General features: G+C 47.5%; 15 protein-coding genes. 10 read left to right on the top strand and 5 right to left on the bottom strand.

Annotated features, from left to right (window positions below; all coding sequences use genetic code 11):
- The 3 genes from AC06L3_RS00360 to AC06L3_RS00350 form a co-directional block, all read left to right on the top strand.
- Positions 1-744: transposase (locus tag AC06L3_RS00360; protein ID WP_475668641.1), on the top strand; the 744-nt coding region annotated here is incomplete at its 5' end.
- Positions 745-866: 122 nt separating this feature from the next.
- Positions 867-1,076 (top strand): helix-turn-helix domain-containing protein, encoded by a 210-nt coding sequence (locus AC06L3_RS00355; RefSeq protein WP_475668640.1) that lies wholly within the window; start codon positions 867-869, stop codon positions 1,074-1,076.
- A gap of 110 nt (positions 1,077-1,186) precedes the next feature.
- Complete coding sequence (locus AC06L3_RS00350; RefSeq protein WP_475668639.1) at positions 1,187-4,051, top strand: M16 family metallopeptidase; 2,865 nt, start codon at positions 1,187-1,189, stop codon at positions 4,049-4,051.
- Between the two features lie 629 nt (positions 4,052-4,680).
- Here AC06L3_RS00350 and AC06L3_RS00345 read toward each other — a convergent pair.
- The 3 genes from AC06L3_RS00345 to AC06L3_RS00335 form a co-directional block, all read right to left on the bottom strand.
- The gene (locus AC06L3_RS00345) at positions 4,681-5,589 is read right to left on the bottom strand and encodes a tRNA threonylcarbamoyladenosine dehydratase (RefSeq protein WP_475668638.1); all 909 of its coding nucleotides are present in this window, start codon (positions 5,587-5,589) and stop codon (positions 4,681-4,683) included.
- A 97-nt stretch (positions 5,590-5,686) separates the two neighbouring features.
- Positions 5,687-6,910, bottom strand: coding sequence for a MalY/PatB family protein (locus AC06L3_RS00340; RefSeq protein ID WP_475668637.1), 1,224 nt, complete (start codon positions 6,908-6,910; stop codon positions 5,687-5,689).
- Between the two features lie 131 nt (positions 6,911-7,041).
- On the bottom strand, positions 7,042-7,992 hold the full coding sequence (locus tag AC06L3_RS00335) for a transposase (RefSeq protein ID WP_475668636.1): 951 nt from the start codon (positions 7,990-7,992) through the stop codon (positions 7,042-7,044).
- A gap of 337 nt (positions 7,993-8,329) precedes the next feature.
- On the opposite strand from AC06L3_RS00335, the gene metG reads away from it, so the two are divergent.
- Positions 8,330-10,393 carry a methionine--tRNA ligase gene (metG, locus tag AC06L3_RS00330; protein ID WP_475668635.1) on the top strand — a complete coding sequence of 688 codons (2,064 nt, stop codon included), beginning with the start codon at positions 8,330-8,332 and terminating at the stop codon, positions 10,391-10,393.
- A 7-nt stretch (positions 10,394-10,400) separates the two neighbouring features.
- On the opposite strand, the gene dnaG is transcribed toward metG, so the two are convergent.
- On the bottom strand, positions 10,401-12,446 hold the full coding sequence (dnaG, locus tag AC06L3_RS00325) for a DNA primase (protein ID WP_475668634.1): 2,046 nt from the start codon (positions 12,444-12,446) through the stop codon (positions 10,401-10,403).
- 114 nt (positions 12,447-12,560) lie between these two features.
- Here dnaG and rlmN point away from each other — a divergent pair, with 114 nt between their 5' ends.
- The 4 genes from rlmN (at position 12,561) to AC06L3_RS00305 (ending at position 18,182) form a co-directional block, all read left to right on the top strand.
- On the top strand, positions 12,561-13,598 hold the full coding sequence (gene rlmN / locus AC06L3_RS00320; RefSeq protein WP_475668633.1) for a dual-specificity RNA methyltransferase RlmN: 1,038 nt from the start codon (positions 12,561-12,563) through the stop codon (positions 13,596-13,598).
- Between the two features lie 13 nt (positions 13,599-13,611).
- Positions 13,612-16,101, top strand: a complete 2,490-nt coding sequence (locus AC06L3_RS00315) for a patatin-like phospholipase family protein (RefSeq protein WP_475668632.1) — start codon at positions 13,612-13,614, stop codon at positions 16,099-16,101.
- Between the two features lie 83 nt (positions 16,102-16,184).
- The gene (locus tag AC06L3_RS00310; protein WP_475668631.1) at positions 16,185-16,814 is read left to right on the top strand and encodes a regulatory protein RecX; all 630 of its coding nucleotides are present in this window, start codon (positions 16,185-16,187) and stop codon (positions 16,812-16,814) included.
- Between the two features lie 222 nt (positions 16,815-17,036).
- On the top strand, positions 17,037-18,182 hold the full coding sequence (locus tag AC06L3_RS00305; RefSeq protein ID WP_475668630.1) for an alpha/beta hydrolase: 1,146 nt from the start codon (positions 17,037-17,039) through the stop codon (positions 18,180-18,182).
- 153 nt (positions 18,183-18,335) lie between these two features.
- Here AC06L3_RS00305 and AC06L3_RS00300 read toward each other — a convergent pair whose 3' ends face one another.
- Complete coding sequence (locus AC06L3_RS00300; RefSeq protein ID WP_475668629.1) at positions 18,336-19,316, bottom strand: hypothetical protein; 981 nt, start codon at positions 19,314-19,316, stop codon at positions 18,336-18,338.
- A gap of 76 nt (positions 19,317-19,392) precedes the next feature.
- Between AC06L3_RS00300 and AC06L3_RS00295 the strand changes: the two genes are divergently transcribed.
- Both AC06L3_RS00295 and AC06L3_RS00290 read left to right on the top strand, forming a co-directional pair.
- A complete protein-coding gene (locus AC06L3_RS00295; RefSeq protein WP_475668628.1) occupies positions 19,393-20,823 on the top strand; it encodes a hypothetical protein in 1,431 nt (476 codons plus the stop codon).
- A 729-nt stretch (positions 20,824-21,552) separates the two neighbouring features.
- Positions 21,553-23,070 carry a sn-glycerol-1-phosphate dehydrogenase gene (locus AC06L3_RS00290; protein WP_475668627.1) on the top strand — a complete coding sequence of 506 codons (1,518 nt, stop codon included), beginning with the start codon at positions 21,553-21,555 and terminating at the stop codon, positions 23,068-23,070.
- Positions 23,071-23,130 lie beyond the last annotated feature (60 nt).

Here is a 23,130-nt window from a genome sequence, read left to right as displayed (position 1 = left end):
GCCATCGTAGAGGGCATCCGCTTCGACTATCTCCTTGTCGACAGTTGGTTCCCTTGTGCTGAACTGCTTCAGTTCATCCATAGCCGTCACTTCAGGTGCAATCTCATCGGTATGATCAAGATGGGAAAGACCAAATACAATACTGCACTCGGCAATCTTTCCGCCCCGGACATCATCAATAAACTTGTGAAATCCAAGACTGTCAAGTATGCCCGTTCCATCGGATACCACTACGCATCCATCAAGGCCAGTTATGCCGGAATGGATGTTATGCTGTTCTTCTACAGGAAGGGCAACGGCTCCTGGAACGCCCTCATATCCACAGACACGGGCATCGATGCGAAGGGGGCTTTCAGGCTTTACTCCAGAAGGTGGGTTATAGAAGTGGCTCATAAGGAGATGAAGGGTTTGCTCAACCTCGGGAAATGCCAGTGCATCGACTTTGCCGGGCAGATTGCCGGACTGTCACTGTGTATGATACAATACAATATCCTTGGCTGTGTGAAGCGGTTCGAGGCATATGAGACCATCGGGGGCCTCTTTTCAGAAGTCACCGGTGAGACTGTTGAACTTTCGGTCGCCCAGAGAATCTGGGGACTGATCGTAGAAGTAATCAACGTCATTGCAGGGTTCATAGCCTGTGATCCGTTCGAACTTATTGAAAACGTAATAAACAACAACGATCAAATCAAAGCAGTGAAGCTAGCCTTCGACCGGCTCGATCTGGCCGGAGCAGCGGCCTGAATCACTTGCGAAACTTGAGCAGATAATTTATAGTACTCAAGTTTTGCAAGCCTCCCGCAAGTTCTTGAAAAGCAATAAGCTAAATGCTTGCGAAACTTGTGTTATAGTATAATCACCAGAGTATGGTAATAGTAAACATTGATGTGATGCTTGCCCGCAGGAAAATGTCCTGCGGAGAGCTTGCACAAAAGATAGGCATAACTCCCGCAAACCTTTCCATCTTGAAGACAGGAAAGGCCAAGGCCATACGCTTCTCCACAATGGATGCTATATGCAAGGCCCTGGACTGCCAGCCATCCGATATATTCGAGTGGCGGCCTGAGGAAACTTGATTGAAAAAATATAGTTCTATGTATTGCAAGGTAGTACAAATTATATATCTTTGTGCGTGAAAAACAGATTTATCAATTAACAACCAATAATTAATTTCAGACTTTTGATTATGAAAAAGTTATTTTGTGTTCTTGCTTTTGTGCTCGGCATGGTTGCCAGCGCATCTGCACAGTTCCTCAATCCACAGCAGCCGGTTCCAAACGACACCACTGTTGTAACAGGCAAACTGGACAACGGACTTACCTATTACATAAAACACAATGAGAAGCCGGCTCAGAGAGCTGATTTCTATATTGTGTCAAATGTGGGGTCAATCCAGCAGGACAGCACACAGGGCGGTCTTGCCCACTTCCTTGAGCACATGTGCTTCAACGGTCTCAAGGATTTCCCTGACAAGGAGCTGTTCACATACCTTGAGGGGATCGGCGCCAAGTTCGGTGCCAATATCAATGCAGGAACAGGCATTGAGACAACATCCTACATGCTCAACAACATTCCTGTGACAAGAACAGGCATAGTTGATTCCTGCCTGCTCATTCTTCAGAACTACGGCGCATACGTAACCTGTGATCCTAAGGCCATTGACGATGAGCGCGGAGTTATTATTGAGGAGAAGAGAACGAGGAATACCGCTGGCTGGAGATACTCAACATTCATGTATGACCATCTTTTCAAAGGAAGCAAATATGCAGTTGCTCTTCCTGAACTCATTGGAAGCGAGGAGCAGTTGAAGACCTTCAAGCCTGAGACACTCGTTGATTACTACCATACCTGGTACCGTCCTGACCTTCAGGCAATCATTGTGGTTGGTGATGTTGACGTGAACTATGTTGAGAACCAGATTAAGAAGACTTTCAACGTGCTTCCTAAGAGGGAGAATCCGAAACCTAAGGAGATGTACAGGATTCCTGACAACGAGCAGCCTATAGTTGGCGTGTTCACAGACAAGGAATTCCCTCAGACCTCCTTGACCATGTTCTTCAAGAAGGATCCTATCCCTGTAGAGTACAGGAACCTGGGAATGGTTGTTCTTGTTGATCTTTACAAGGATGTTGCCAGCACAATCCTCAACGAAAGGTACAATGACATAGCTTCAAGACCGGATGCTCCATTCCTCAATGCCAGCGCTGGCTTCGAGTCTGTTGTAATGACCCTGGATGCACTTGCACTCAGCGTTCAGACCAAGGAGGATGCAATGGTTTCAGGCTTCCAGGCCGCTTTGAACGAACTTGAAAGGGCAAAACGTTATGGATTCACAAACGCTGAGTTCGAGAGAGCAAAGAGCAATGTCCTCAAACGTTACGAGCGTGCTGCGGAGAATGAGGCAGGCCGCGAGAACGGTACAATAGTTTACGATTATATCAACGCCTTTACAAAAGGTTATGCATACCCATCTCCAAGCAAGGAGTATGAGATTGTGAAGGGCTATTTCGAACTTGGTGCAGTAACACTTCCTGCAATAAACCAGCTTATGGCTCAGGCAATCGACTACAAGGATGTGGTTATCCTTGCTGCAGCTCCTGAGAAAGAGGGCATCAAGCTTCCGGGCGAGGATGAACTCGTTGCTACTGTTGCCACAGCACAGGCCACAGAACTTACAGCACCTGTTGAGGAGAACGCAAACGAGCCTCTCGTTGATGCAGCTGCTCTCAAGGGCTCCAAGGTAAAGAAAGTGTCCGAGGACAAGTTCGGCACACAGAAGGTCGTACTTGCCAACGGTATTGAAATATACCTCAAGAAGACAGATTTCAAGAAGGACGAGGTGATGTTCAAGATTTATGTTGAGGGTGGAAAATCTGTTCTTTCAGATGAAATGCTTCCAGTTTGGTCCGATGACCTCGGCAATGGCAGCATCTTCATTTCATACGCCGGTCTTTCAAAATTCTCACAGCCGGCTCTTGAGAAGGCGCTTGCCGGAAAGGCCGCTCACGTATCACCATTCGTAAGCAATCTCTCAAATGGCGTTTCGGGTTCAGGTTCTCCAAAGGATTTCGAGACAATGATGCAGCTTGCATACCTGTATTTCGTTGATCCAAGATTCAATGCCGATGAAATCAACGTTGGCGTGAATATGGTCAAGCAGATGCTTCCTAACATTCTCAAGGACCCTAACACAATCTTTGGAATAGAATTCCAGAAGACATTGTTCGGCAACAGTCCAAGAAGACCTCAGCTGGACGAGAACTTCATGGACAAGGCAAGCGTTGAGAAATTTGAGCAGTCTTACAGACAGCTGTTCAGCAATGCAAAGGATGCAAAAATGTTCATTGTAGGTAATGTGGAGCTCTCAGAGATTCAGCCAATGCTTGAGAAATACATCGGCTCCCTCCCAATGGGCAAGAAGGCTGTCAAGAAGACAGACAATGTTGCAATGCCTGTGAAGGGCAAGGTTGAGAATGTGTTCAAAGCACAGATGACAGCTCCTAAGACAACAGTAGGCCTGGTTTACAATGGAAACATTGAGTGGACTCTCAAGAATGCAGTTGCAATATCAGCTTTGAAGAACATTCTTGACCTCACTTACACAAAGACCATACGTGAGGAAGAGGGCGGTACATACGGTGTAGGCGTAGGTTCACAGCTTTCAGTATATCCTGAGTCACGCGCTATTGTTATCATGCAGTTCGATACGGATCCTGCAAAGGCCGACAAGCTCTGCGCAAAGACAATCGAGGGCATTGAGGACATTGCTGCAAACGGTGTTTGCCAGGATTACATTGACAAGACACGTGAGACAATGCTCAAGAGCGTTCCTGAGCAGCAGATTACCAACGGCTACTGGCTCGGCGTGATAGACAGCTACGTTACCGAGGGTCACGATGTTGATACAGAGAAACTTGATACCATCAAGGAAGTTGTTACTTCAGACAATATCAAGGCTCTTGCAAACGCTATCCTTTCACAGGGTAACTTCGCAAAGATTATCATGAATCCTGAAGCAGCTCCTGAGGCTGCTCCTGCAGAGGCAAAATAATCTTCTACTGCGATAGTACATTCTTCCGCTTTGTTGCGGCAGATGTACCTTCTCCCGCTTGATTGCGGCAGTCGTACCTCTTTCCGCTTGCTTGCGGCAGTCACTTCATCTGAAAATAAGCGCCTTTCCGGGGCACTTATTTTCATATTCCAGTGACCTGCCGCTATTTTTGTTTATTCCCGCTCCTTGCCCTATACCGGATTTGTGCCTTTACGCAGTTTATTCGCTTTCGCACAAATCCGCGGGCACCGCTATACCACTGATGTGGTATCAGTTTATTCCCGCTTCCGGGCTATACCGAACTTGCTGCTTTTCGCAACTCTCCTCATTCTTTCCGCAAGTATTCGCTTTCCAGCAAGTTCGCGCCCTCCGCTAGGCCTCTGATGCGGCCTTTTCTCAGAGCCTGCTACTGAATTTGGTCATGTTTATTGTCCGCACCGTGCTCAATACCCAATAATGGCGGGTATTGAGCATGGTTGCCATTAAATGGCTATTGAAAATCAGTTAGTTATATTTGGTGGTATGCTCAATACCCTGTAGAGCGGTGGTATTGAGCATGGTCGTTGTTTTTGAATGCACTGAATGTTCCGTGACAGAGGGCTGGGAATGAAAAGAAGAACACTTATGAATCAGCGGGCAAGTATTCCCTTGATGCAGGTCTGGGCGCAAACGCAGCCGAACACCGCCGGAAGATACGATATTGTGCCCACCTGTGACTTCTTGTTGCGTTCCTCTGCCTGAATAATTGCGTTGCGGTCCGGCAGTTCTTCAGAGAACACCGCCTTGAAGCCCTTGGATACACCAACTTTGCGCAACTTCTTCCTGAGAATATATGCCAGAGGGCAATTGTACGATTTGGAGATGTCGGTCACACGCACCGCCGTTGCGTCCATCTTTGCTCCGCTGCCCATTGAACTCACCAGCGGAAGTGCGTTGTCCATACAGTATTTGATGAGAGCAATCTTTGGAGAAAGAGTGTCAATGGCATCAACCACGTAATCAAGGGAATCTTTATAAGGGTCCAGAATCTGTGCAACTGTTTTGCCTTCCTGAGCAGACTGATTTACATCTGAAGGTATTTCCCCTTTGATGTCTGGCTCAGGTATATGTTCAATGGCATAATCCCCCACCGTATTTTCAAGCTCGTGATGTAAAGATTGTTCACAATCCTGTGGACTTTCAGACACTGATGAATCACAGATCTCCCCCAGAATGTAATCATCAACAAGAATGAGTTCAACTGAAGGGTTGATATCACGTGCACGTGTGGCCATGACATCACATTTCCTCAAACCAACGGTTGAATCCAGCGCCAGCAGCTGCCTGTTCTTGTTAGAAACGCTCACCCTGTCCGAATCAAGCAGGAGCAGACGCCCCACACCAGCACGTACGAGCATTTCAGCAGCGTATGCGCCAACACCGCCAAGACCTATCACACCCACGAACGAACTGCGCAGTATATCCAGACCAGCCTGGCCAAGCAATATACCGCTACGTTCCTGCCAGCCGGCAAATCCGCCTTCTTCCTTCATGCTCATTTTCTAAAGTCAAGACTCGAGTTCACATCAGATTCGGTTTGTCCCACACCACTTCTTCTGATAATGAAACGCTCATACCGAATCAGATGCTGGAATATTATCTTATACACGAGCACTTCATTTGTGCAACAGCATCCCTGAGCTGATCAAGTGCCTGGGTAAGAACACTCCGAGGGCAAGCAATGTTAAGGCGCACAAAACCAGTGCCCTCAGGGCCGAACATTGTTCCATCGTTCATGAAAAGATGAGCTTTCTTCACAAGGAAGTTCACCAGTTTCTCCTGACAGAGTCCAAGGCCGCTGCAATCAAGCCAGATCAGGAACGATGCCTGCGGCAGCATTGCCTTCACGCACGGAATATTGCGTCTGAGATATTTGTCAACGTATGAAATGTTGGATTCAACGTATCTGAGCATCTGCCTTCTCCAGTCAGCACCATGCTTGTAAGCCGCCATGGTAACCACAGCAGAGAAAATAGAAGGATTATCCAGCTCGTTGGCCTCCATGAAGGTGAAGAAACGTTTTCTCAGCTCAGGATTTGGAACGATTGCGTATGAAGAAACAACACCTGCTATGTTGAAAGTCTTTGACGGCGACATGAATGTGATGCTGTTCTGTGCGGCTTCCTCGCTCACACTTGCAAAAGGAATGTGCTTGAAGCCCTTGTGAGCCATTTCTGCATGGATTTCATCGGAGATTACGAGCACGCCGTGCTTTGCGCTCAGTGATGCAACTCTCTCAAGAGTCTCCCTGCTCCAGCATATACCGGCAGGATTGTGAGGATTTGAAAGTATGAGCAGCTTGCCGCCGTTCACCATGCACTTCTCCAAAGACTCGAAGTCCATCTCGTAGCCAACCAGACGCTTCCCGCCACCTTTCTCACAACCGGATGCACACTCCTCCTCATATACAGGAATCAGAGGATTGTACATCATCTCCATTTCATTCTTCTGTGAAACCAGACGGAAAGGATGGTACACAGGCGGCTGAATGATAACCTTTGCGCCCCTAGGAATCAAGCTCCATTCAACCAGACCGATACCTTTCACGATACCCGGAACGAAGCACATCCACTCAGGCTTCACGTTCCATCCGTGCAGTTTCTTCACCCACTCGGCGATAGTCTTGAAATAATCCTTAGGCATCTGAGGATAGCCCAGCACAGGGCAGCTCAAGCGCTTTTGAATAGCTTCCATTACAAAATCCGGTGTAGCAAAGTCCATATCAGCAATCCACAAAGGAATCACATCCTTTGGAGTCCTGTCATACTTCAGGCAATCGGTCCCCCTGCGCTCGATAATCTGGTCAAAATTGTATTTCATCTCTATCTTTTATTTAATTTTTTACTGCGATGGTATTAATACAAAGTTACACATTCTCTCACAATTATTTACATAATTCCGTCCGTATTTGCAGCAAGCCTGTCAATAAACTCAGGTTTCGCAAACTTGAGTTAATGAATATTGCCAAGGAGCATTGAAACTTCATCTGATTTCAGTCTGAGTATTCTGGCAATCTGGTTCGAACTTGCGGCTGTTATTTTTCTAATGTGCGGTACAAGCCTGTATTTCTCTTCGCGGGTAAGCCACTGTATTGATTCTTTGTTCAATATTCTTTTTGACAATTCAAAGCATTCGGCCATGACTTCGGTATCTGAATACTTGTTTCTTTTTATGACATATTTTGCCTCTTCCACAGAAGAATTTGTCAAAGCGAGGGAACGATAGAATTCCGTCCTGTTTCTGAACAGACTTTCAACAAGTTTGTAATCAACAAGAGACCATGGTACGATTGTGCCGTCAGGATTTAACATGAGTCTGGAATCGGTCAGATTCGCGCGCGTGTTAAGCAAACGTCGACATTCATTGGTTCCAAGGTCTTTCACATTAATCATATTGTTCTGTTTCGTGTTTAAGCACACTCCTGATTCCGAGCATGTCTGATAGGCGCTGAGGTCTGAAAAATATGCCGGAAAGGAAGACCATTTGTAGAGTTCAGGGCTCTTGACAATACCTGCAGTTACTGGATTGAGCAGAATGTAGCAAATGCAGTTCCTCAGATAAATCATTGTTGTAATCTCTTTCGGAATGCAATCAATGTCCTTAAGAATTTTATGTTCTCCGTGTTCAAGATATGCATATCGGGCATAATTCCGTTTATACTCATCAGCGAACTTCTTTGCCTGTTCAAAACTTGGAGATGCAACCGCCCAGTGGGAATGAGTGGACATATGGCAGTAGCAGATGATGTCCACCTCTGTCTTGTGCGCGCATATGGCGCTTATCTTGATTGCCTGATTATAATCCTTGTCCGAAAAGTGGATGATTCCATTGTTCGTACCGTCTGTACATGTGTGGAAGAATCTGACTTCTGAAGCACTCTCCCCCTCAAAATATCCTTTCATAAACATTGTGCCGCAGATTAGTGGGCGGTCAACTGCAAATTTAATAATTATTCATGATTTGTCAAGTGTGCTCAATACCCTTGGTAATAGGGGTATTGAGCATACCTGCGAATATAACTCATTGATTTTCAGTAGTGGTAAAATGCCAACCATGCTCAATACCCATATCAATGAGGGTATTGAGCACACCTGCGAGCGCAACAGGAAGTTACAGGCGCCCGGACCTGCTAGCTTTGCCAAAGCTACCGGAGCAGCCATCAGTTTATTAGGATTTGTGCGAGGTAAGCCTTAATTTTGCGGAATAATTTGAAAATTATAACCATCGAGGTAAAGGAATATGGAAAAGAATTACAAAAGACATTTGATTACTGCTGCGCTGCCATACGCTAACGGTGGCGTTCATATAGGACATCTTGCAGGAGTTTACGTGCCTGCGGACATTTACGCGCGCTACCTCAGATTGAGGGGTGAGGAAGTGAAGTTCATCTGCGGAAGCGATGAGCACGGCGTTCCTATCACCATAAAGGCAAAGAAGCTGGGATGTACCCCGCAGGACGTTGTGGACAAGTATCACAAGATTATCAAGGAGTCTTTTGAGGGTCTGGGAATAAGTTTCGATATCTACTCAAGGACATCGAGCAACATTCATAGCAAGACCGCCAGTGATTTCTTCCGCAAGCTTTACGATGATGGCAAGTTCATTGAGAAAGAGTCCGAACAATTCTTTGACCTTGAGGCCAATACCTTCCTGGCAGACCGTTATATCACAGGTACCTGCCCAAAGTGCGGTGCTGAAGGCGCATACGGTGACCAGTGCGAGAAATGCGGATCGACTCTCAGCCCTGATGAACTTATCAATCCTAAATCCGCAATCAGCGGCAGCGAGCCAATCAAGAAGAAAACCAAACACTGGTATCTGCCGCTTGACAAGTACGAGCAGTGGTTGCGCGAGTGGATTCTCGATGGTCACAAGGAGTGGAAGACCAACGTTTACGGTCAGTGCAAGAGCTGGCTGGACGGCGGACTTCAGCCAAGAGCCGTAAGCCGTGACCTTGAATGGGGCGTTCCTGTTCCGGTTGATGGGGCTCAGGGCAAGGTTCTTTACGTATGGTTCGATGCCCCTATCGGCTACATTTCCAACACTATAGAACTTCTTGGCAATGACTGGGAGAAATGGTGGAAGAGCGAGGATACAAAGCTTGTTCATTTCATTGGCAAGGACAACATTGTGTTCCACTGCATAGTCTTCCCAAGCATGCTCAAGGCTCACGGCGGATACATCCTTCCTGAAAACGTTCCGGCAAACGAGTTCCTCAACCTTGAGGGCCGCAAGATTTCAACTTCAAGGAACTGGGCAATCTGGCTGGACGATTACCTAAAGGATTTCCCTGGCCAGCAGGACGTTCTGAGATATGTTCTCTGCGCCAACGCACCGGAGACCAAGGACAACGATTTCACCTGGAAGGATTTCCAGACCAGGAACAACAGCGAGCTCGTGGCCATATACGGAAACTTTGTTAACAGGGCCATTGTTCTCACCCACAAGTATTTCGGCGGCAAGGTTCCGGCAATCACAACCCTGCAGGATATTGACAGGGAAGTCCTGGCACAGCTTCCTCAGCTCAGGACAGAACTCGAAAGAAGCATCAGCTCATACAGATTCCGCGAGGCTCTCAAGACAGCAATGGACATTGCCCGCCTTGGCAACAAGTACCTCACTGATACAGAACCTTGGAAACTGGCCAAAACAGATATGGAGCGCGTAGCCACCATCCTGAACGTATCACTTCAGATATGTGCCAACCTGGCGATAGCATTCGAGCCTTTCCTTCCTTTCTCTTCAGCAAAACTCAGAGCCATGCTCAATATTGAGAAACTTGAATGGAACAGTTTCGGTTCATCTGAAATCCTTGTGCCAGGCTCGCAGCTCAACAAGGCGGAACTCATGTTCGCAAAGATTGAGGACGAGGTTATTGATGCGCAGCTGAAGAAACTGGCCGATACCGATGCAGCCAATCAGGCCGCTGCAGAGGCAGAGGCAGCCGCCGCTCCTGTGAAACCTGCCCCTCAGAAAGAGGAATGCACCTTTGATGAGTTCGGCAGGATGGATATCCGTACAGCAACCGTGCTTGAGGCTGTGCGTGTTCCAAAGACAGACAAGCTCCTCAAGCTTACAATAGACACAGGCATTGATACACGTACCATAGTATCAGGCATTGCTGAATACTACTCTCCTGAAGATATGCTCGGCAAGCAGATATGCATCCTGGCCAACCTCCAGCCACGCAAGATCCGCGGCATAGAGAGCAAGGGCATGATACTCATGGCCAAGAACGAAAAGGGTGAAATGAAATTCGTCACCCCGGAGAAACTCATTGAGAACGGTGCCTGTGTAGGATAATCGTTGATCAGATAGAATATCTTCCTGAGGCTTCAAGCAGCTGCTTCTTGACATTGTTGAATCTGGCAAGAGTCTTCATCAGTTTGAGAAGAAGCTTGGAGTCTCCGCTGTTCTGTACCTTCTCGATTTCTTTCTGAACTTCCTGGCATTTTTGTGAAACAAGTTTTGCCTTGTAAATGCAGATGCATTTTGGAATGACTTTGCCAAGCATCACGTTCTCAGGTACGATTGACTTGTTGAACTCCTTGATTGTGATTTCGTAAGGCTGAACGAGCAGATTCGCCGTGAACGCAGCAATTTCTGCCTGAGGGTGGTTCAGGAAATGGTTGATTATCCTGTTCTGGCTCTGGCCGTTCATTGAGAAATACTCCTCGTATACAGTCCTGAGCATAGGACACTGCATCTGAATGTTGTCACATTCAAGATAACTCTTTATATACTGTTCCACTATCTCTGCTTCCGGAACTTCCTGCCCATATACGGCTTCACCGGGGTAGAACTCGGCCTTGCCGAACTTGAGCAGATAGTATATGATTTCATTTTCGCTTTCCCTGCAGAATGCCCAAGCTTCCTTCACGAATCTGCCGGCCTGTGCAGCATTGCCATATCCCGATGCCTGGCCATCGGTGCCGGTATCTGATGGGAAATCATCATTGTTTTGACGTTCATCCATGGCAGCCAGCCTTTCACGGCGCAGGGCCTCGGAATGCTCGCGTGCATCCTCCTTTATCTTGTTCTCAACCACACGCTGGTGTGCCTTGCCTATCTCTGAAGAAAGAAGGCCTGCGTCAAGAGAAAGCTTCTTTGCTGTACTGTCGGTGTACAATGTCCTGAGAATAGGGTCAGGAATCAAAGCTATTGAGTTCACTATCTCGGCTATGACCCGTGAACGGCGTATAGGGTCCCGTTCAAGGTTTTCATCTGAAGCCAGAATTCTGTATTTGAAGTCTATGAAGTCTTCTGCGGCTGATTCAAGGAATTGTTCCAGTTCTGTCTGGCTGTGCTTCCTGGCGTATGAGTCAGGGTCCTCACCGTCCGGGAACAGGGCGGCCTTTACATTCATGCCTTCCTTGAGGAACATGTCTATTCCTCGGATGGAGGCTTTAATTCCGGCCCAGTCACCATCGTAAAGTACGGTAATGTTGTTTGTGAAACGCTTGATCAGTGCAATCTGGCCCGATGTAAGGGATGTGCCGCCGCTGGCAACAACATTCTCCACTCCGCTCTGGTGGAACTGGATTACATCGGTGTAACCTTCAACCAGATAGCAATTGTCCTTTTTTGCAATTGCAGCCTTGGCCTCGAAAATTCCGTACAGGGACTTGTTCTTGACAAAAATCTCACTCTCGGGAGAATTCACATATTTGGCCTTTGTCTTGTCGGAAGTCAGGATTCGTCCTCCGAAAGCTATCACCTTTCCGCTTATAGAGTGCCACGGGAACATGACACGCCCGCGGAAACGGTCGAACAGGTCACCGCGCTCCTCGCTCTGGCAAACCAGTCCTGTTTTAACAAGATGCTCTGTCTTGTATCCCTTGAGTTGCGCCTGGGTTGTGAATGCGCGTGGAGCGTCAGGCGAATATCCCAGGCCGAACTTGCGGATTGTCTGTTCTGTAAAACCGCGTTCCTGGAAATAGCTCATTCCAATGTACCCGTCCTTTGGGTCGTGCAGTTTAGAGGCAAAGAACTCCTTGGCAAAATTGTTGACAATAAGCAGCGATTCGGTAAGCAGTCTGCGCTGGACATCTTCCGGACTTTCATTGCTCTCGCGTATTTCAATGCCGTATTTGCGTCCCAGATATCTGAGGGCTTCAACGTAGCTGATATGTTCGTGCTCCATTATGAATGACACGGCGCTGCCAGCCTTGCCGCAACCGAAACATTTGAAGATGCCCTTTGTTGGTGACACACTGAAACTCGGGGTCTTCTCGTTATGGAAAGGGCAGCAGGCAATCAGGTTTGCGCCCCTTCTCTTGAGGCTCACAAAATCGCCTACAACCTCTTCAATCCGGGTTGCTTCCAGAATTCGCTCTATGGTTTGCTGGTCTATCATTCTTTTGCAAAGATAATCAATCTTTAATACTGAAATGATTTCCAGCACTTTTTTGGTTGCAAAATATGGCTTTGCTTCATAACTTTGCAAATTAGGGTATTATTGATAATTAAAATGCAGGAGAAGACACCATTGATAGGGATGAATCTGGACAGGCTCCAGGAAATTGTCCTTGAGGAAGGCTTGCCAAAATTCACAGCCAAGCAGATAGCTCAGTGGATTTATGTGAAGCACTGCTGCTCCATTGATGAAATGAGCAACCTTTCAAAGGCAGCCCGCGAGCGCCTGAGCCGGAAGTATGAAGTAGGGATTCCTGCTCCTCTCATGGTGCATACCAGTGCCGATGGTACAAAAAAATATCTTTTTGGGACTCACACGGATATGGCGGTTGAGGCGGTTATGATACCTGATGGTGACCGCGCCACTCTCTGCGTATCTTCGCAGGCAGGATGCAGGATGGGCTGCTGCTTCTGCATGACAGGAAGACAAGGCTTCCATGGAAATCTCAGCACTGCACAGATTATCGGGCAATTCCTTGGAATAGAGGAGCACGACCGGCTTACAAATACCGTGTTCATGGGAATGGGCGAGCCAATGGACAATCTTGAGGCTGTGCTGGGGGCTCTGGAAATACTTACCGCTCCCTGGGGCTTCGCCTGGTCTCCGAAAAGGATAACGGTGAGCAGCATAGGTGTTATTCCAAATCTGAAGGTTCTTCTGGACCGGACAAAGGTTCACATTGCAATATCACTCCACAATCCATTCCCATCGCAGCGTATGGAACTTATGCCAATGGAAAAGGCCTGGCCGGTTGAAGAAGTGCTTGCATTGCTCAGACAGTATGACTTCACAGGACAGCGCAGGGTAAGCTTCGAATACACCATCTTCAGTGGAGTGAATGACTCCAAGGCTCACGCCGATGCCCTGATAAGGTTGCTAAGAGGGCTGGAGTGCAGGGTGAATCTCATTCGATTCCACGCAATCCCTGATTCGCCTCTGAAAACGGCTCCGCTCAGTGTAATGGAAATGTTCCGTGACAGGGTGTCCGCGGGGGGGATAACGGCAACCATACGCGCTTCACGCGGAGAAGACATATTCGCCGCATGCGGCCTTTTGAGCGGAGAACATAGAAATGGCAGTAACGACATGTAAATAACAATCATATATGGTGAAATACAGATATATCAAGATATTCCTTGCCGTACTTGCTTCTTTAAGCGTATCGTACGGCAGCAGGGCTCAGGTTGTACTGGCACCCAATGCTTCAACCCAGGTTGCAGTTCAGGCAGGGTTGGAACCCAATACCCTGGCCGAACTGGCGGACGAGCAGGTGGAAGCCTACCAGATGAAACATAAGGGAGACTCCACATCAAACACCTGGGCCGACAGGGCGAAACTGAACATCAAAATGACCAAGGATACGGTCTTTGTAATGCCTGAGCACCTTCGTGCACAGAAAACCAGACCGAAAGTGGCTGTGGTGCTTTGCGGTGGAGGTGCAAAGGGCGCCGCTCACGTTGGCGTGCTCAAGATCATAGAGGAAATAGGCATTCCTGTTGATATGGTTGTTGGAACCAGTATAGGCGGACTTGTTGGAGGAATGTATGCAATAGGTTACAAAGCCAACGACATTCAGAAAATGTTCCAGACAATGGACTGGAAATTCCTGTTGAGCAATGTGGCGGTGAGAAGGGATGCATCTTTCAGAGCAAAGGAGGATGACCAGATATATGTATTGAAAGTGCCTTTCTATGGTTTCCTTCAGAAAAGGGAGTCAATGCTGAACAGTGGAATGGTCAACGGACAGAATGTGTTCAATGTGCTGAACGGATATGCAGGAGGATACAGGGACTCACTCATGTTCGATCAGCTGCCAAAGGAATTCGCCTGTGTGGCAACCGACCTTTCTACCGGAGCCAGGGTTGTGCTCAGGGAGGGTTCGCTTCCAAAGGCAATGCGCGCCACAATGGCTATCCCCGGATTCTTTGAGGCTGTGGAGCTTGACGGCAGGGTATTGGTTGACGGCGGAGTTGTGGACAATTACCCGGTTGACGTTGCCAAGAGTCTTGGAGCGGATATAGTGATTGGAGTGGATATCTCTGATGAACTGTACACCAATGATGAACTGAAATCCCTTACGAATGTAATCCAGCAATTGATAAGTCTGCTGGGTAACGATACTTATAAACAGAACATAGAACAGACCAACATATACATAAAACCGGATATGAACGGTTTCAGTACTTTCTCCTTCAACAGGCAGTCAATTGATTCGCTCATAGGAAGGGGGCAGGCTGCTGCTATGTACAAATACAAGGAACTTGCATCGCTGGCCAGGCAGTTGAAGGAATATGAGCAGGAGCCACCTATGAGAAACAATGTAAGGACATATAATGCAGTACCGGTTTCAAAGGATATGTTCTATATATCCGATATAGAAGTCAGGGGCGTTAAACCCGATCAGGTAAGCTGGGTTCTGAAAAGAGGCGGTTTGCTCAAGGGAGTGAGAAAAAACAATGCCGGCAGCATTCCATACAAGAGACTGATTACGGGAGAGGTTCTGGACAAGGCTATTTCAAGATTCTATGGTACTGGAGCTTTCAACTCGGTGACATACTCAATGAAGGGCAATGATCCGCAATATCCCGATACGCTTGTGCTCAATCTTACGCCGGGGCCTGCGAATGAAGTGGGGCTTGGAATTCGTTATGATACAGAAGAGGCGGCGGCGGTCCTGCTGTATATGGGAATTCATACCAAGGCTTTGTTCGGCCCGTCGCTGGGACTGACCTGCAGATTGAGTTACAACCCATATATAAAGCTCAATGCAGCATATAATTTCCAGCACTTTGCCAAAGTCAATCTGGAATATCTGTTCAAGTATGAGGACGTGAGCATCTATGACAGCGGAAAGATTGCTTCACATCTGCGTTTCAACTCGCAGCGCGTAATGTTTTATCTGTCCAACCTGTATCTCAGGGATTTCAACATAGCGGCAGGGCTGAAGTATCAGAATTATCATACCGATGATTTTCTTCAACCGGAATACGAATATGAAGGCAGCAATCTGAATTTTGTAAGCGCTTTCGGAAAATTCCAGTTCGATGACCGTGACTCCAAGTACTTCCCGACTTCCGGAGGATTTGTAGATGGAGGTTACGAGCTTGTGTTCGGTAATGTTGGCTCCAATGAGCATTGGTTCTCAGTATTCAGCATCAGAGGCAATACCAGCATAAGTTTAAGTGACAGATTATGCCTTATACCGGAAGTCTTCTACAGAATGGTAGGGAAGCGAGGCAGTGAATGGATTCCTTTCTGTAACTTTGTGGGTGGTACTGTACACGGGAGATACATTGATCACCAGATGGCCTTTGTAGGAATCAATAACATTGAAATGGTGGAAGATCATACCTTGACAGGCACTGCCACTCTCAGATGCAGATTATGGATGAAGCATTACGTTTCGGCAATTGCGGGCTGGATGCGTACTTCCGATATTTTTGAGTCAATGTTCAATCAGGACGGTAGAGGTTATGGCGGTTACGGACTCAGGTATCAGTACAACACACCACTGGGTCCGATAGGCCTTACTGCACAGTATTCCACATTCAACAGAAATACAAGCCTGTATCTTTCTCTGGGTTATTATTTCTAGCTGGATACTGATCTGTGGCAAAGTGTTGATTGGTGCATCTTGGAACGCCGTGTAGCTGCAGCATATTAACATTAACGAGGAAAATGTGCGAATCAATTGAAGATAACTGCAAGTACAACATGAGTCCGGATGACGGCGTTTTGGAAAAATCGCTGGTGAGGGCAATGAGAGTATGTTCGCAGAGAGAGAAATGCCGGTTTCAGATACGTCAGTATCTTCAGGGACTTACGTTTGCGTCCCGGAATGGCAGATGCAGGTATGAACACAATGAGAGTGAAGAATCTGCGCAGGCAACCGGTGCGTGCCGGGGGTCGGGTATAAGGCGCTTGGGTCTGGAGGAAATTGAACTGGTGCTGAAACGCCTTGAAGAAGAAGGCTTTGTGGATGACCGCCGTTTTGCTCTGGCGTATGCAAAGGACAAGATGCATCTTTCAAAATGGGGCGGCATCAAGGTGCGCAACTGTCTTGTACATTTTGGAATAGATGGCAGGTTGATTGATGAGGCTATATCCGCAGCCGATGAATCAGGCAGGAAGGACAATCTGCACCTGCTGATTGAAGGTAAATTGCGTTCATTGCTCAGGAATGCGGACGTATGTTCTCTGGAGTATGAACAGAAGCGGAAAATATACGCCAAGGTCTATCGTTATGCCATGGGCCGCGGTTACGGACACAGTGAAATAATGGCTGAACTTGGCACAATTTTTGTGTAGTGGGATGAAGTTTCGCAAGCCTCCCTCAAGTTCTCGAAAAGTAATAAATTAAATGCTTGCGAAACTTGAGTTATGAAATCATTATCGATACATTTGAAAACTGTTCTTCTTGGGCTGAGTGTCCTAGCACTGATGCTTTGCTCCTGCAGCAACAATGATAAATCTGAAAAAACAGGTCATAGAGCTTATGAAGACGGCAATAGCCCGGCACATCTGATGAATATGAAAACAGATTCCACAAACGTTATCAAGGAAACATATCTGTATTCCTGCATAAACTCCGGCGTGGGCAGCACCTTGGAGATTGACAGCCTGTTTCTTGACCGCTACCATATCCCTGCGGTAACTTCCGAAGACTCCTGCAGCGTGAGCCTGCGGCCTTGTATGATATTCGTATTCGGAGGTGGCTTCAGCCACGGAGCCCGTGACAGGGAGAAGTATCTGGCATATTTCAATTATCTGGCTTCGCAGGGATATGACGTTGTATCAATTGACTACCGGCTTGGTCTGCAGGCACCATTCGAGAAACAGTCCAACAAGATAGCTTTTGCAAAATATGCTGTGAACAGATTCGTTTCAAGCGTTGATATGGCGGTTGAGGACCTGTACAATGCCACCAGATACGTCTTGAACAAAAGTGCCGAGTGGGGGATAGACCCTTCACAGATATTCATCTCCGGTTCCAGCGCCGGAGCCATCACTGTGCTGCAGGCGGAATATGAACTTTGTGCAGGCCGCTGCAAGATCCTTCCGGAAGATTTTGACTATCGCGGTATAATAGCATTTTCGGGAGCGATACTGCTCAGGAAGGGCAAGCTCAGCTGGGGTAGGAGGCCTTGTCCTGTTTTCTTCTTCCACGGCGATGGTGATTCCAACGTGCCTTTCGGCAAGGTCTCAACTCCGTGGTGCTCTCTCAACGGCTCTTCAAGAATTGTGGCCAGCCTCGATGATTTCAATAAATCGGTTGACAAGCGTGCCCGCAAGGTCATGAAAAAACTCAATCTGAATTTATGCGAGAATTCAAAAGGTTCTTCTACTTCTGCTACTGCAAACCCCGGAACCGAATCAACAGTTACACACAATGCAGGCGGCGAAGCAATCGAGCATCTGATTGCTGAATATGAGAAGGCGGGACTGGAATACGCATCATATACATTCTACAGTTATGAGGGAGTGAATCATTCACTTGCCGAAAGACCAATGTGCGAGAACCTGCCGCAGATTATGCTGTTCCTCAACGAGTGCCGCTACGCACCGCTCAAGGCACTGCCTATATGCCAGACAATGAGGATGCAGGACCGCAGACGTCCTGCCCGTAAGTACAGAATAGGCGTATTCGACTACTTCAAGTCAAATTACGGCGACTGATAGCGATGGCCGGTTTCTATTATTTCCTCTGGAACCATTTGGCGAGTTTGTGTCTTCTGGCGTCCTCTGGTGATTTCTGGTGAGCTGGTGCCTGTCGGCGTCCTCTGTTGCCCTTTGGTGAGCGCAAACCCCTGATACTGGTAGGGTTTGCGCTCAGTTGGCATCTGAAATGACAAGCCCAAGGAGAGCGGTTATTTCTTCGTGTTTCATACTTAGGATGCGGGCCAGCTGCTTGGGGGAAGCAAAAGTTTTCTTCCGTAAAGCAGGCAGCAGACTGATTTTCTCATCTTTTGTGAGCAAAGTGATTGACTGCTTCCCAAACCGCTGATTTGCAATGGTGAAGCACTCTGCCATAACTTCCGCATCGGTATATTTATATTGTCTGTTCACATATCGGGCTTCTTCTTTTGCTGAGTTTGTCAAAGCCATGGATTTGTAGAATTGGGACCTGTTTCCATAAATCGCTTCAACCATTCTATAATCAACAAACGAGGAAGGCAGTATCAGACCTTCTTTGTTTATCAGGAAACGGGAAGCGTTCAGATTTATCCTGGTATGCAACAATCTTTTATAGGTGTTGAAACTCAAGTTATTAACCAAAATGCCCGTTTCAGAATTCACGGGTTTTTCAGAGTCATTATTGAAGGGGTCCCGAAAATACAAGTTGAAAGATGACCATTTGTACAGCTCAGGGCTTTTTACAATGCCGGCCACCACAGGATTCAGAAAGGTGTAACTTAAACAGTTCCGCAGATAAAACATGTCACCTATTTCTTTAGGCGTGTTTTCTATCCCTTTGAATATCTGCCGTTTATTATACCTCATCCAAATGTAGCGGGCATACTCGCGTTTGTAGCAGAAAGCAAAATCATCAGCTTGTTCCTTGTCTGCACAAGCCAGAACAAAATGCGAATGTGTGCTCATGTGGGCGTATCCCAAAATTGAGGCTGCACTTTTGTAGGCGCATATTGCGCTTATGTTAGTGGCTTGCTTGAAGTCTTCATCATTGAAATGAATGATGCCTGCATTTGTCCCGTCTGTGCAACTATGGAAGAACCTTAACTCCAAGGCATTTCCCCCTTCATAATAATCAATCATAACACCGTGCCGCAAATCAGTAGCGTTCAGTTCCAAATGTAGAAATTCTTTGGAACAAACTTTTGCCGAAACAACAATTTATTTAAATTTGTTGAGGAAATATATTTTAGAAATGAAACGGATTGCAGTTTTGATATTGTGTTTCCTGGCTTTTGCATTGCAGGGCGTTTCTCAAACACAGGATGCCCTTTGTGCAGTGAGCGCTTCCGAACTTCCTGTCTGCGTGAAGGCCAATGGCGGAAAGTTCCACGTTCAGGGACTGGCGTACGATGAGCAGGCTCAGTGCATGTATTTCTCCTTCACCAGCGCTTTCTTCAAGACAGATATGAAAGGTCAGGTGATTGCCTCAATAGCGGATATCAACGGCCATATAGGGGCTATGACCTTTGACAAGAAGAGTCGCAGGGTGCTTGCTTCTCTTGAAATGAAGGACGATGCAATAGGCAGGAACATTGCACGTAAACTGGGACAGGAGGCCTGGTCGCGCGAGCAGGCCGGTTTCTATCTGGCGGTCATAGACGTTGACAGACTCACCCTCATGAACATGAAGCAGGAGGAAGTGATGACACTTGTCCGCCTTGATGAGGTATGCAATGATTATCAGGCCAATGTGAATGATGGTGACAAGGTTCTTGAGCACAGGTTCGCCTGCTCCGGTATTGACGGCGTGACAATAGCACCGGCGTTCGGTGAGCAGAATCATGGCTCGGAGATAATAATGAAAGACAGGACCTGCAAGAGCGGCAGCAACAACTGCGTGCAGAATAGTTGTGCTGAAGAAATAATGAGTGGTAGAAACAGCAATTGCGGGAATATCAGCTGCACACGGAATAGTGGTGCTGAAGTTGCAACGAATGTCAGAACCTGCTCTTGCGCAAGCAACAGCTGTGCACAGAATTGTGGAGAACAGCAGCGGTATGTATATGTAGCGTATGGAGTTTACGGCGATACCACCCGCACGGACAATGATTACAATGTGCTTCTCGCATACAGACTTGAGGATGTTCTGGCGCAGGCGGGAATGAGCTCTTCACCAAGTGCGAACAACGGGACCTGTCCGATAAATACAGTTGAGAACACAAATGCCTCACTGACTTCTGATAGTTGTGCGCATAAATATGGGGTTCAGCAGCTTTGTCATGTGCACAAATACTTTGTGCATACAGGCAACACTGAGTGGGGCGTCCAGAATCTGGCTTACGACAGCTCAACAAATAAGATGTTCCTTGCAGTCTACAAGGGTAGCAATAGCCGGTGGCCGAACTATGATCTGTTTGCGCTTGATATGAACCAGCAGGCTTTTTCCGCTCCTTTGGAGGGCGTTCCTTATAGCGACTCTCCAGTAGAGCAGCTTGAAGTAAGCGGAGCCTGGTATTTCAGATGGGGCAGTACCGGCCTTTGCCCACTCGGCGATGGTTCATATTACATCAGCCACAACGGGGCCTTGGACGGCAACAATTACTGTGAGGCCTGCCTCTACCGTTGGCAAGGCTCCTCTTCACCTGATACTTCCCCGTTCGTGCCAGCAGCCGATGCACCATAAGGAGGGGAATAAGTTGTTTCCATTCCCGTTTCCGGCACAAACGTAAGTCGAAATGGCAAAGTAGGCACATTTTGAGGCAAAAGTGTGACCAAATGGGTGGTGAAAAGGCAAAACGAGCGCATTTCGGATGAAAATGCGTCTAAAACGGAGCTTGAAGCGTGAAATTGACACGTTTTTTGGGGGAATGCGCTCAAATGAGGACCGAAAAGGGATGATGGCCACAAAATTGGCAAAAATGTGGCCATGTGCTATGGAAAGGAAGACAAAGTGATCGCAAACCCTCATAATACAAGGGGTTTGCGTTCAGGTAGAAGAAAAACATATTTGATTATCAATTAGTTACAAAATACGGTGAACTCAACCCCCCATCATAAAAGTGGTTTGAGTTCAGTTGCGCCGAATGCTAAGGCAAACGGGCACATTTTGAGCGAAAACGTGACAGAGCAGAGCAAGGCCGCATCAGCGGCCTAGCGGAGGGCGCGAACTTGCTGGAATGCGAATACTTGCGGAAAGACTGCGGAGAGTTGCGAAGAGCAGCAAGTTCGGTATAGCCCGGGAGCGGAAATAAACTAATACGGCAGGTCACTGGAATATGAAAAATCTTTGCCCAGGAAAGGCAAAGTTTTTCAGATGAAGTGACTGGCGCAACCAAGCGAAGTTTCGTAGCAAATGAGCAGGGAATTTATGTTCGGGGCGAATTCGAGTGGAAATATTCGAGAATAGATATATATGAAAGAGAATTTGAGCAAGATTGAAAGGGCGTTGGCCAGGACAACGGATACGAAGGCGTGCATCATTGAGGCGGGTGCGGTCAAGCGTACGGCGGAACTTTTCATTAGGATTTTCGGGAACGAAGCCAATGCGGCCGAATGCAGCACTAATGCGAATGAGAATAACAACGGCCCGAAAATCAATGGATTCGGATGCAAGGCAATAATCATTGCAGACAACAATACCTGGCGGGTTGCCGGGGAGCAGGTGTACAATGTCTTGAAAGCAGCCGGCGTTGAGCAGTATGAGCCATTCATTTTCACAGACCCTGATTTATATGCCGAGTGGAGGTTCGTTGAACAGCTCAAGGCTCATCTATTGAGTTTGGGGAATGAATCACACAGTCAGTCCTGCCCAGAAAGTGCTGATGAAACAACCATGAATCATCGAGGCAGAATTGAACATTCTCTGAAACATACCCCCGTATGCATAGCGGTAGGTTCCGGCGTTATCAACGATCTTACAAAATATGTTTCACACATTCTGGGGAGGAAGTATATGTGCGTTGGTACTGCGGCCTCAATGGACGGCTTCACTTCTTACGGAGCATCCATTACAAAGGACGGCAACAAGCAGACCTTTGATTGCCCGGCGCCATACGCTTTCGTGATGGATCCGGAGATTGCTGCCGCCGCTCCAAAGGAACTGGCCGCCAGCGGATATGCGGACCTTATTGCAAAGATACCGGCAGGTGCGGATTGGATGCTTGCCGAATGCGTTGGAGCGGAAGATGTTGATTCATTCTCCTGGGGCCTGGTTCAGGACGGACTCAGGGAATCGTTGTCGGATCCGGAAGCGGTGTTCAATGGAGATGTTGAGAAAACAGAAGCACTTTGCGAAGGCCTCCTGATGAGCGGCTTTGCCATGCAGGCGCTTCAAAGCAGCCGTCCTGCAAGCGGAACCGAACACCAGTTCTCACACTGCTGGGACATGGAAGCACTGTCATATCCGAACGGAAAACACGTTTCGCACGGATTCAAGGTTGGAATAGGCACACTGGTGTCAACGGTATCGTGGGAATTCCTGCTGAACAAGGACCTGGAAAATATCAACCTTGATTCAATAGTGGAAAGATGGCCCGAATGGGACAAGCTGGAACGGCACATAAGCAAAGTCTGCGAAGGAAAACCGGGCCACAAGGCACGCTGCCTCAAGGAGACCAAGGCGAAATACGTAACCAAGGAGGAACTCCATCGCCAGTTAAAGAATGTTAAGGAAAACTGGGGGGAACTCAGGGAGCGCGTGAAGGCTCAGATAATTCCTTTCAAGCAGGTGCATGAGAGTTTGCGCAAGGTTGGGGCGCCATACGAGCCCGAGATGATCTGTGTGAGCCGCGAGCATCTGCGCCTGACATTCTCCTACATTCCGTTCATGCGCAGCCGCTTCACGAACATAGATATAATATACCGCCTTGGCCTGCTCCCTGAATTGGAGGAGCATCTGTTCGGCAAAGGCGGTATTTGGGAAATTGAATGAATAAAAACATCACCCCGTTCACAATGCCTCGTGAGCGGGGTGATGCTATGAGAAAAAGCT

Source organism: Candidatus Egerieousia sp., from assembly GCF_056211015.1.
The sequence above is the reverse complement of the archived record's forward strand: the minus strand, read 5'-3'. Positions and strand labels throughout refer to the sequence as shown.